4 protein-coding genes are annotated in these 9,236 nt (G+C 68.5%); 1 reads left to right on the top strand and 3 read right to left on the bottom strand.

Annotated elements, in window-relative coordinates; all coding sequences use genetic code 11:
- The 3 genes from D183_RS0110610 to D183_RS0110600 form a co-directional block, all read right to left on the bottom strand.
- A partial coding sequence (locus D183_RS0110610; RefSeq protein ID WP_017908968.1) for a TonB-dependent receptor plug domain-containing protein occupies positions 1 to 1,839 on the bottom strand: 1,839 nt, incomplete at its 3' end.
- A gap of 696 nt (positions 1,840 to 2,535) precedes the next feature.
- Entirely contained in the window at positions 2,536 to 4,926 is a 2,391-nt protein-coding gene (locus D183_RS0110605; protein WP_017908967.1) for a TonB-dependent receptor plug domain-containing protein, read from the bottom strand.
- A gap of 313 nt (positions 4,927 to 5,239) precedes the next feature.
- Positions 5,240 to 7,630: a TonB-dependent receptor plug domain-containing protein gene (locus D183_RS0110600; protein ID WP_017908966.1), complete on the bottom strand. Its 2,391-nt coding sequence runs from the start codon at positions 7,628 to 7,630 to the stop codon at positions 5,240 to 5,242.
- A gap of 252 nt (positions 7,631 to 7,882) precedes the next feature.
- Here D183_RS0110600 and D183_RS0110595 point away from each other — a divergent pair.
- Positions 7,883 to 9,236 (top strand): ABC-F family ATP-binding cassette domain-containing protein (locus D183_RS0110595; protein WP_039727071.1); only part of this gene is annotated, 1,354 nt, incomplete at its 3' end.

Here is a 9,236-nt window from a genome sequence, read left to right as displayed (position 1 = left end):
GCGGCCGCCGCCGATGCCGGCGTAGCCGTTGCCCTGCAGGTAGTTGCGCACGGCGGTGGAGGTGAGGTTCTCCGAGAGCACGATGCGGTCGTCGATGTCGATGCGGTAGGCGTCGAGGGTGATGTACAGCGCGTCCACCGGCTGCAGCACCAGGCCCAGTCCGTAGTTCTTGGACTTCTCGGCCTTCAGCGGCTCGGCGCCGAGCGCGATCGCCGCCGGATTGTCGGTGCGGAAGGTGCCGATCTCGAACGGCGTGGCGGCGATGCTGCCGTCGGGCTGGGCGACGTTGATGAAGTTGGTGGCGACCGACTGGAAATACTGCTGCTGCAGCGACGGTGCGCGGAAGCCGGTGGAGACGGTGGCGCGCAACGCGACCTTCGGGCTGAAGGCGTAGCGCAGCGACAGCTTGCCGGTGGCGGTGTCGCCGAAGTCGCTGTAGTTCTCGTAGCGCCCGGCCAGGCCTACGGAGAACTTGTCGGTGATGTCGCCTTCCAGGTCGAGATAGGCCGAGTAGCTGTTGCGATCGTAGTGGCCGGAGTCGCCGGGCTTGAAGCCGGCGAACACCTGCGCGCCCGGCAGCAGGGTGCCGTTGGCCGAGGGAATGCCGCCGTTGAGATAGGACGCCGGCGCGCCCGGCGATTCGTTGAACTTCTCGCCGCGCCACTCGGCGCCGAAGGCCAGGGTCACCGGGTAGGCCAGGCCGACCTCCAGCGATTTGCTGAAGTCGGCGTTGAGCACGTTCTGGGTGACCTGCAGCGCGCCCGCATAGAACTCGGTGGGACTGGCCAGGCCGAGGCTGTTGTTGAGGCTGTGGCGCACGTCGAAACTCAGATCGTTGCGGCCGTAGTTGTAGCTGAGGTCGATGGCCAGGCCGCCGGCGGTGCTGGACTTGACCCCGCCGACCCAGGACACGTCCTTGCTGACGTTGTAGATCTGCGGCAGGAAGCCGTCGGGGTAGATCTCCGGGCGGTTGCGGTTGTCGCCGGACCAGCGGAAGTAACCGTTGGACAGCACCTCGCGGCGGCTGAGCATCGCGTAGGAATAGAAGGTGATGTAGTCGGCCGGGCTGTACTGACCGTTGTAGGAGACCGCGCCCTGGTCGACGTCGGGGTCGCCGTAGCGCTGCTGCACCTGGCCCTGGTACGGCGTGGCGCGGTCGGTCTGGTCCTGGTGTCCGGCCTGCGCGGCGAAGTGCACTGTGCCGGTCTCGGCGAAGGTGAGCCCGGCATCGCCGGAGAGCTGGTACTGCTCGCCGTCGCCGGCGCTGTACTTGCCGTAGCGCCCGGCCAGGCTGCCGCCCGTGCCGCTGCCCTTGAGCACGATGTTGATGACGCCGGCGATGGCGTCGGAACCGTATTGCGCGGAGGCACCGTCGCGGAGCACTTCGATGCGTTCGACCGCGGCGATGGGAATGGTGTTGAGATCGGCCGGCGAGGAGCCGCGGCCCTGTGCGCCGTTGAGGTTGACCAGCGCGGTGGTGTGGTAGCGCTTGCCGTTGACCAGCACCAGCACCTGGTCCGGCGAGAGCCCGCGCAACTGCGCCGGGCGCACCGCATCGGAGCCGTCGGTGATCGCCGGGCGTGGAAAGTTCAACGACGGCACCGCGCGCGACAGCGCAGTGGCCAGTTCGGTGGTGCCGGTGGACTGCAGCGTCTCCGGCGAGATGATGTCGATCGGCGAGGCCGATTCGGCGACGGTGCGATCGGCCACACGCGTACCGGTGACGATGACGGTGTCCAGCGTTTGCGCGTTGCCGGTGTTCTGCGCGTGGACCGAAACGGCGGACGTCGCCAGACACAGGGCGACGGCGTGGGCGAGCGGAGTGAGCGTGCGCGTCATGGGGGAGGCGGCTCCAGAAGTGGGGGGAGGCGCCGCTGCATGCGCACTCCCCTGTCCCCTGGCGGATGCGACGACGCGACCTAGGGATTACCGGTTGATGTCAGTGGAGTCAATATTCCGTTAAGCCGGATGCTGAGGTTGCAATTGCAACCACCGCTGCAGGCGTTGCGGCAGCGCCAATCCCGGGATTTTCCGAGCGTGTAGACAAAATGCCGCCCATGCGCACGGACATGGTGCACGCGGCGGTGCCTGCGCGCGGGTGCTGCGGCGTTTTTCGCAGTGCGATGTGAGGGATGCTGGCTGCGCGGCACGAGGCAGAGCACGGTGTTGGGCGCGTCGCGGTTGCACGAGCGCAGCATCTCGCGAGCAATGCGTATGGCGCTTGTGGGAGCGGCTTCAGCCGTGACGAGTGAAGCCCAACGCCAGTTGGCACCTTCATGCGTCGGGACTGAAGTCCCTCCCACAAGGACGCCCGATCCATGCGCCGGAGGAGCGGCTTCAGCCGCGCCCCATGGACAGCATCGTGCCGCGGCCGGAGCCGCTCCTGCAAAAACGTTCAGGCCGGTGAACACGTCGCAGGCTGGCGAATCTCCAATCCCCAATCCCCAATTCCCGTCCCAACAACAACAACGGCCCGGAAACCCGGGCCGTCGTCATGCCGTTCAACGCAGGCGCAATCGATGCCCGCGCGTGCGATCACCAGCGGTAATTGATCCGCCCGTACACGTAGGCGCCGTTGAAACCGTACGGCGAGTAGTTGCTGTACGGGAGCATGCCGTAGGTGGAGTTGATCAGGTTGGCGGTCTTGTCCGGGTACTGGTCGAACACGTTGTCCGCGCCCAGCGTCAGCGTCCAGTTGGTGCTCGGCTTGAAGCTGGCCGAGGCGTCGACCACCCAGTCCGCGCCGTAGGTCTGGTCGCGGGCGGCGGTGGCCGAGTTGCGCACGGTGAACTCGCCGTAGCGGGTGGCGGCCAGGCTCAGGTCCCACTTCGGCAGCTTCCAGGTGCCGCTGAGGATCAGCTTGTCTTTCGGGTAGCTGTCCTCCAGGCGGCCGATCTCGTCGCGGCCCAGGGTGGTCTGGGTCGAGCCGATCGCGGCCAGCGCCTGCGGCTGGGTCACCGCATGGGTGATGTCGGTCTTGCTGTAGCCGTAGCTGGCGGTGAGGTCCAGCGTGCTGGCCGCCAGCGGGATGCTGTAGATGCCGACCACGTCGACGCCGCGGGTGCGGGTGTCGGCGGCGTTGCTGAAGTAGCGCACGCTGGTGACGTTGCTGTAGCCGAGCTGGCGCAGTTTGCCCAGCACCGCCGCATCGTTGAGGTTGGACGACAGCAGGATGCGGTCGTCGATCTCGATCTGGTACGCGTCCACGGTCAGGTACAGGCGTTCGACCGGCTGCAGCACCAGGCCCAGGCTGTAGGACAGCGAGGTCTCGGCCTTCAGCGGCGCGGCGCCCAGAGCCTGGGCCACGGCGCTGTTCACCGGGAAGGTGCCGGATTCGAAGAAGCTGCCGTTGATGTAGCTGCTGGTTACCGCCTGGTACTGCTGCTGCGCCAGCGACGGCGCGCGGAAGCCGCTGGCGACGGTGCCGCGCAGCGCCACCTTGTCGGTGAACGCGTAGCGCGCCGACAGCTTGCCGGAGGTCTTGCTGCCGAAATCCGAGTAGTCCTCGTAGCGGCCGGTGAGGCCGGCGGAGAACTTGTCGGTGAGGTCGGCTTCCAGCCCCGCGTACACCGCGTAGTTGTGGCGGTCCGAATGCACGGCGTTGAGCGGCGCGAAGCCGGCGAAGCCCTGCGCGCCGCCGGTGGTGCCGGTGTACGAGGCCGGCTCGCCGGGCGACTGGTTCCACTTCTCCTGGCGGTACTCGGCGCCGAAGGACAGCGTCACCGGATAGGCCAGGCCCCATTCCAGCGGCTGGGTGAAGTCGGCGTTGACCGCGTTCTGGGTGTACTCCAGCGCGCCGTCGTAGAAGCGACTCGGGCTGTTCGCGCCGAGGCTGTAGTTGATGCTGTTGGCGGTGTGGAAGTCGACCTTGTTGTAGCCGTAGTTGTAGCTGACGTCCCAGGCGAAGCCGCCGGCGGTGCTGCCCTTCAGGCCGGCGACCAGCGAGCGGTCCTTGGAGTACTGCTCGATCTGCGGCACGTAGCCGTCGGGATAGAGCTGCGCCAGCAGCGCGGTCTGGCCGTTGTGGTTGCGCGAGCGGTAGAACGCGAACGAGGTGATGTCGCGGTTGCTGGCGATCGCGGTCGCGTAGCCGGTGAGGTTGTCGCTGAAGCGGAACTCGCCGTTGGCCGAGACCGCGGTGGCGTCGACCTTGGGGTCGCCGTAGACGAAGGTGGTCTGGCCGATGCCGGGATAGTTGCCGGTGTTCGGCGCGGTGCCCTGGTAGGGACCGGCGCGGTTGGTGGCGTCCTGCTGGCTGATCTGCCCGGCCACGTGCAGGCTGCCGCGGCCGTCGCCGAAGCCGACCCCGGTATCGCCGGAGAGCTGCGACTTGGCGCCGTCGCCGGCCGAGTACTTGCCGTGCTCCACGGCCAGGCTGCCGCCTTCGCCGGCGCCCTTGAGCACGATGTTGACCACGCCGGCGATGGCGTCGGAGCCGTACTGCGCCGAGGCGCCGTCGCGCAGCACTTCCACCCGCTCGATCGCGGCGATCGGGATCGCGTTGAGATCCACCGCCGAGGCGCCGCGGCCGATGGTGCCGTTGACGTTGATCATCGCCGAGGTGTGGCGGCGCTTGCCGTTGACCAGCACCAGCACCTGGTCGGGCGAGAGCCCGCGCAACTGCGCCGGGCGGATGCCGCTGGTGCCGTCGGTCAGCGCCGGGCGCGGGAAGTTCAGCGAGGGCAGGGCACGCGACAGCGCGGTCGCCAGTTCCGAGGTGCCGGTGGCCTGCAGCGCCTCGGGGGTGATGATGTCGATCGGCGATTGCGATTCGGCGACGGTGCGGTCGCTGACGCGGGTGCCGGTGACGATGACCGTATCCAATGTGCTGGGCGTGCTCGGCGCGTCGGACGCGGTCTGGGCGAAGGAGGGGGCGGCGAGGGCGGCGAGCACGGCGCTCGCCAGCAGCGACAACGGACGGTTCATAAAAACTCCAGCAGGTGCCGAAACGGCAGGCGGGGCGTGCGGCGACCGGCAGGGCCGGCAGGCCGCGTCCTCAGGGATGTCTAATTATTTTTTAACATGCGTGCTGCGTCGCAGGATGCAAGCGCATGTTCTTATTCCATTGCGTTCTAAGGGGCGGCAGAACGCCGCGCGCCGCCGTCCGCAATGGGGAGGCACGCACAACGTCCCGGTAGCGTCCGCGCCCACCGGGACAGCTGCGGCATAGGCCTGTCGGCCGCGCGAATCGCGCGTGGCGGACGTCGTCGCCCATCGCGGCGACGCCCGCCAGGGTCGCTCAGAAGCGGTAACTCACCCGCCCGTACCAGTAGCGGCCGTTGAAGCCGAACGGCGACAGCGGCGAGTACTGCAGGCCGTTGGGGCGGTCGTCGTAGATGTTGTTGAGCGCGGTCCGGGTCGGGTACTGGTTGGTGACGTTGTCGGCGCCGACGGTGAAGGTCAGGTCGTGCCAGGCGTAGCTGGTGGACAGATTGAGCAGCCAGCGCGCCGCGAACGCCTGGTCCTGGCTGCCGTCGGCGTCGTCGCCGCGGCGGGTGATGGCGCCGTAGCGGGTGGCGTCGCCATGCAGGGTCCAGCCGGCCAGGCTCCAGTCGCCGCTGAGCACGTACTTGGTGCGCGGCGTCGCGTCGGTCAGCAGGCCCTGGCTGGCGCGACCGAAGTTCGGATCGGAGATCTCCAGGATCTCGATCTTGTTGTAGTTGGCGCTGAAGCTCAGGTTGAGCGTGCCGGCGCGGTCGAGGTCGAGCAGGTAGTTGCTCACCCAGTCCACGCCGCGGGTGCGGGTGGTGGCGCCGTTGACGAAGAACTGCGCGGCGCTGACCTGGCCGATCGGCACGGCCAGCGAGATCTGGTCCGAGTACAGGATCTGGTCCCAGATGCGGATCTGGTACAGGTCCAGGGTGGAATTGAAGCCGCCGCCGGGCTGCCAGACCGCGCCGATGCTGTAGTTGGTGGATTTCTCCGGCGCCAGCGGTTTGGCGCCGAGCGCGATGGCCACCGGGTCGGAGGTGCGGTAGGTGCCGATCTGGCTGAGGACGCCGTCCACCGGCAGGGTCACCACCGAGGCGTAGTTCTGTTGCGCCAGCGAGGGCGCGCGGAAGCCGTTGGAGATCGTGCCGCGCACGGCGAAGGCGTCGTTGAGCTGGTAGCGCGCCGACAGCTTGCCCGAGCGGGTGGTGCCGGCATCGCTGTAGTCCTCGTAGCGTGCGGCCACGCCGCCGGACAGGCGCTCGCTCAGGTCCGCTTCCAGGTCCGCGTACACCGCCTTGCTGTGGCGCTGGAACTGTCCCGCCACGGTCGGCGACAGGCCGGGGAACACTTGCGAACCGCCCGGATACGGTGCGCCAGTGTCCGGGTTGATGGCGTTCGGGTCGAAGTAGATCGAGGTGGGCGAGCCGGCCAGCACGGCGTACTTGTCCTGCCGGTACTCGGCGCCGAAAGCGAGGTTGACCGGATAGGCCAGGCCCCAGTCCAGGGACTTGCTGAAATCGGCGTTGAGCGCGTTCTGCTCGTTGCGGAAACCGCCGGCGTTGAAGCGCGTCGGCGAGGCGCCGGTGCTCCAGTACAGGTTGGTGTTGATGGTGTTGCGCAGGTCGAAGGTGACGTCGTTCTTGCCGTAGTCGGCGGAGACGTCCCAGGTCCAGCCGCTGTCGGTGCTGCCCTTGAGGCCGAGCACCGCGGCGCGGTCGTTGGACGGGTTGTAGATCTGCGGCAGGAAGCCGTTGGGGTAGACCGCCGGCACGTTGCGGTCGCTGTTGTCCCAGGCGCGGTAGTAGCCGTTGGACAGCACCTCGCGGCGGCTGACGTTGGCGTAGCCGTATAGGTCGACGTGCGGGGTGAGCGCGTAGCCGAAGTTGACCAGCCCCTGATAGGTCTTCAGCGCGGGGTCGCCGTAGCGCTCGTAGGGAACGCCGCTGGGGTTGGCGGCCCCGGCCAGGGTGGTGGCCTTGTCGGTGTTCTCGGCGCGGTTGGTGTTCATCGCGTTGAGGTAGTTCCACGACACCCGCACCCAGCCCGGCGCCTCGCCGTCCGGCGCACCGCCGAAGGCCAGCCCGTAGGAGCCGTCGATCCCGTTCTGCGCGCCGTCGCCCTTGTCCATGATGCCGCCGCTGACGGAGACGCTGTTGCTGCCGGCCTTGGCGCCGTGCTTGAGCACGATGTTGATGACCCCGGCGATGGCGTCGGAGCCGTACTGCGCGGAGGCGCCGTCGCGCAGCACTTCGATGCGCGCGATCGCCGACATCGGAATCGAGTTGAGGTCGGCGGGCGCCGAGCCGCGCCCGACCGACGGGTTGTAGTTGACCAGCGAGGTGGTGTGGTAGCGCTTGCCGTCCAGCAGCACCAGCACCGCATCCGGCGACAGGCCGCGCAGGGTCGCCGGGCGCAGCGCGTCGTTGCCGTCGTTGATCGCCGGGCGCGGGAAGTTCAGCGACGGCAGCAGCTTGCCGAGCGCGCTGGCGAGGTCGCTGGCGCCGGTGGCCTGCAGCGCCTCGGGTGCGATGATGTCGATCGGCGATTGCGATTCGGCCACCGTGCGGTCGGCGATGCGGGTGCCGGTGACGATGATGTTGTCCAGCGTGGTCGGCGCCTGCTGGGACTGGGCGAGGCTGTTGCCGGAGGCGAGCACGAGCAGGACGGCACGGACGAGGGGGAGGCGGCGTTGCGTCATCGGGCGGAGACTCCTGGCTGGGGGATTGGCGCGGGTCTGGCGATTTCCGGTGGGGCGGGGTGGATGCTGCGGTGCAGCGTGTGCCATCGGATTGAAATCCGTTTTTCACATGGGCGCGTATACAAAAACGGACCTGGGTCGGGTTTTCGCGGCGGCCCGCGCGCCGCCTCGGACCGCGCCGCGTCGCCGCCCCGGGTGGGCCGGGACGGGCGAAGCGGCTACACTTCCGCCTCGCTAGCCGAGTGCCCTGCCTTGATTTCCCTACGTAATTTCGCCTTGCGCCGCGGCGAGCGGCTGTTGCTGTCCAATGTCGACCTCACCCTGCATGCCGGTTACCGGGTGGGCGTGGTCGGCCGCAACGGGGCCGGCAAGTCCAGCCTGTTCGCGGCGGTGAAGGGCGAATTGGAGGCCGACAAGGGCGACGTCGACCTGCCCGGCAAGGTGCGCATCGCCAGCGTCGCCCAGGAAACCCCGTCGCTGCCGGACCCGGCGCTGAGCTTCGTGCTCGGCGGCGACACCGCGGTGGCCGCGGTGCTGGCCGAAGAGGCCGAGGCGACCGCGCGCGAGGACTGGGAGGCGGTCGCCGCCGCCCACACCAAGATGGCCGAGATGGGCGCCTACGACGCCGATGCGCGCGCCGGCAAGCTGCTGCACGGCCTCGGCTTCCCGGCCGAGACCCATCACCGCGCGGTGTCCTCGTTCTCCGGCGGCTGGCGCGTGCGCCTGAACCTGGCGCGCGCGCTGATGATGCCCAGCGACCTGCTGCTGCTCGACGAACCGACCAACCACCTCGACCTGGACGCGGTGTACTGGCTGGAGCAGTGGCTGCTGAAATACCCGGGCACGCTGCTGCTGATCTCGCACGACCGCGAGTTCCTCGACAACGTCGCCACCCACACCCTGCATCTGCACAACGGCGGCGCCAAGCTGTACACCGGCGGCTACACCGATTTCGAGCGGCAGCGCGCCGAGCAGTTGCGCCAGCAGCAGATCGCGCACGAGAAGGAACAGGCCGAGCGCGCCCACCTGCAGAGCTTCATCGACCGCTTCAAGGCCAAGGCCTCCAAGGCGGCGCAGGCGCAGAGCCGGATGAAGCGCCTGGAGAAGCTGGCCGGCACCGAGGCGGTGCGCGCCGAGCGCGAGTTCCGCATCGAACTGGCGCCGCCGGCCAAGCTGCCGTTCTCGCTGATCCGCCTCAATCACGCCGAGGCCGGTTACGGCGCCGACGCGGTGATCCTGCACAACGTCGGTTTCGGCCTGGAGGCCGGTCAGCGCATCGGCCTGCTCGGCCCCAACGGCGCCGGCAAGACCACCCTGGTCAAGACCCTGGTCGGCGAACTGCCGCCGATCGCCGGCGAGCGCATGGCGCATCCGGACCTGCGTATCGGCTACTTCGCCCAGCACACGGTGGAGTCGCTGCACGAAGGCCAGTCGCCGATGGACCACATGCGCGAGATCGACAAGGACGCCAGCAACCAGGCGTTCCGTGATTTCCTCGGCAAGTGGAATTTCCCCGGCGACCGTGCGTTCGAGCCGGTCGACGGGTTCTCCGGTGGCGAGCGCGCGCGCCTGGCGCTGGCGTTGATCGCCTGGCAACAGCCCAATG

The sequence above is a fragment of the Xanthomonas sp. SHU 199 genome (genome assembly GCF_000364665.1).
In the GTDB taxonomy this organism is placed as follows: Bacteria; Pseudomonadota; Gammaproteobacteria; order Xanthomonadales; family Xanthomonadaceae; genus Xanthomonas_A; species Xanthomonas_A sontii.
The sequence above is the reverse complement of the archived record's forward strand: the minus strand, read 5'-3'. Positions and strand labels throughout refer to the sequence as shown.